Genomic DNA, 1,834 nt, shown 5'->3' with positions numbered 1-1,834 from the left:
CCCGCCGCTCTCTTGGGCGTCGCCGAAGGAGCGGAAGCACAGGGAAAACAAGCAGAAGCCGCCCGCTCGTATCGAGCGGTGATCGACGAACAGTCGGCCGATCCCTACCGCCTCGTAGCGGAAATCAACCTTGCAAGGATGCAAATCGAGAAAAAGGAGTATGCTCCGGCAAAGGCCCTTTTGGAAGCGGTCCATCGAAGAAAACCCGTCAACCGTTTCGACGGGGAAATTCAAGAGCTCCTCGACCGATTGCCGCCCTAAACGGTCGCGCTTGACTCCGGATTCGCACTGCGACTCAGGCGGATTCCGCTTCGCCACCCGCACTGCCCGCCAATCCGAAGGCTTTGTGAGCTGCGCGAACAGCTCTTTCCGCCGACGCTTCGTCTATCACGACGGCAATCTTGATTTCGCTCGTAGAGATCATCTGAACGTTGACGCCCGCATCCGACAATGCCTGAAACAGGCGCGCCGCTACCCCGCTATGGGATCGCATCCCGATTCCGACGACGGAAAGTTTGGCGACTCCCTCCTGCGCTCGAGGAGAAGACGCTTGCAACTCCTGAGCCGCCGGCTCGATGACGCGCAGCGCTCGCTGCAAGCTATCCCGATTTACCGTGAATGTGATATCGGTTAGCCCTTTGTCGGAGACATTCTGTACGATCATGTCGACCGAGATGCCGTGATCGGCGACCGAAGAAAAAATCTTAGCGGCCACTCCGGGCCGATCCGGAACGGCCGGAATGGTGAGCTTTGCTTGGTTCCGTTCGAGGCTGATGCCTCACGACAACATCTTCCATCGATTTTGTCTCTGCTTTCACAATCGTTCCTGGAGTATCGGAAAAACTCGATCGAACCTCGAAGACCACGCGAAACTTCTTAGCGAACTCGACCGACCGACTTTGCATCACCTTCGAGCCGGAAGCCGCCATTTCCAGCATTTCGTCATAGCTGATTTCGTCCAATTTCGTGGCGTCCGGCACCATCCGAGGATCCGCGGTGAAGACGCCCTCCACGTCGGTGTAAATCTCGCAGCGATCGGCCTTGAGCACGGCGGCGAGCGCGATCGCCGTCAAGTCGGAACCGCCTCGTCCCAGCGTCGTAATGCTCCCTTGGAGGTCCTGCCCTTGAAAACCCGCTACGACAACGACGGCCCCCTCGTCCAAGAGTCGATGAATTTTTTTGGGGCCGATGTTGAGGATGCGAGCTCGGGTATGCGACCCGTCCGTGACAATGCCCGCTTGCGCCCCCGTCAGAGGCGCGGCACGAATTTTCTTCGCATGCAAGGCCATAGCTAGGAGAGCGGTCGTCGTCTGTTCTCCAGTCGCCAGGAGGAAATCCAGCTCGCGCCCCATCGGTTCCGGATGCACTTGGCGTGCCAGTCGCAAAAGCGAATCGGTCACGCCCGACATGGCCGACACAACGACCACGAGTCGGTTTCCTTCCTCGTGCCGACGAGCGATCCGCTCCGCCACCCGAGCGATGCATTGGACGTCGGCTACCGACGTCCCGCCATACTTCTGAACCACGAGCGCCATGTCTACGCGTGAACCCACCCGCTCCGGATCTTGTACATACCGGATATGACCGCCCGGCTCGGCGGGAAGAATCGGGCCGCTCTGTCGCGTGGGGCAACGTCCCGAGAAACCCATATGAACGGAGCAAACGAGAGGCGGTGCGATTCGCAAGCCGAAGGAGCACGTTCGCGGATGACCAGCATGAGGCTTCTCCCGGAAGAATCAAGGGAGGTTACGCGCAATTCTGCCGATAGGCAATGCGAACCAAAGCCTCTCAAAAAGAAGCGGCAAGAAAAAAAGAACGGCACGGGGTTTCCGTG

At 58.9% G+C, this 1,834-nt stretch carries 1 protein-coding gene and 1 pseudogene; one reads left to right on the top strand and one right to left on the bottom strand.

Annotation, left to right across the window (positions count from 1 at the left end; genetic code table 11):
- Nucleotides 1-261, top strand: a 261-nt coding sequence (locus tag FN369_RS09520) for a tetratricopeptide repeat protein (RefSeq protein ID WP_142525913.1), incomplete at its 5' end; no start/stop codon positions are given.
- Nucleotides 262-295: 34 nt separating this feature from the next.
- Here the strand turns inward: FN369_RS09520 and FN369_RS09515 are convergent.
- A pseudogene (locus tag FN369_RS09515) lies at nucleotides 296-1,535 on the bottom strand (aspartate kinase).
- Nucleotides 1,536-1,834 lie beyond the last annotated feature (299 nt).

The sequence above is a fragment of the Methylacidimicrobium cyclopophantes genome, assembly GCF_902143385.2.
GTDB classification, from domain to species: domain Bacteria; phylum Verrucomicrobiota; class Verrucomicrobiia; order Methylacidiphilales; family Methylacidiphilaceae; genus Methylacidimicrobium; species Methylacidimicrobium cyclopophantes.
Note: the sequence above shows the minus strand (reverse complement) of the source record. Positions and strands in the feature narration are given on the sequence as shown.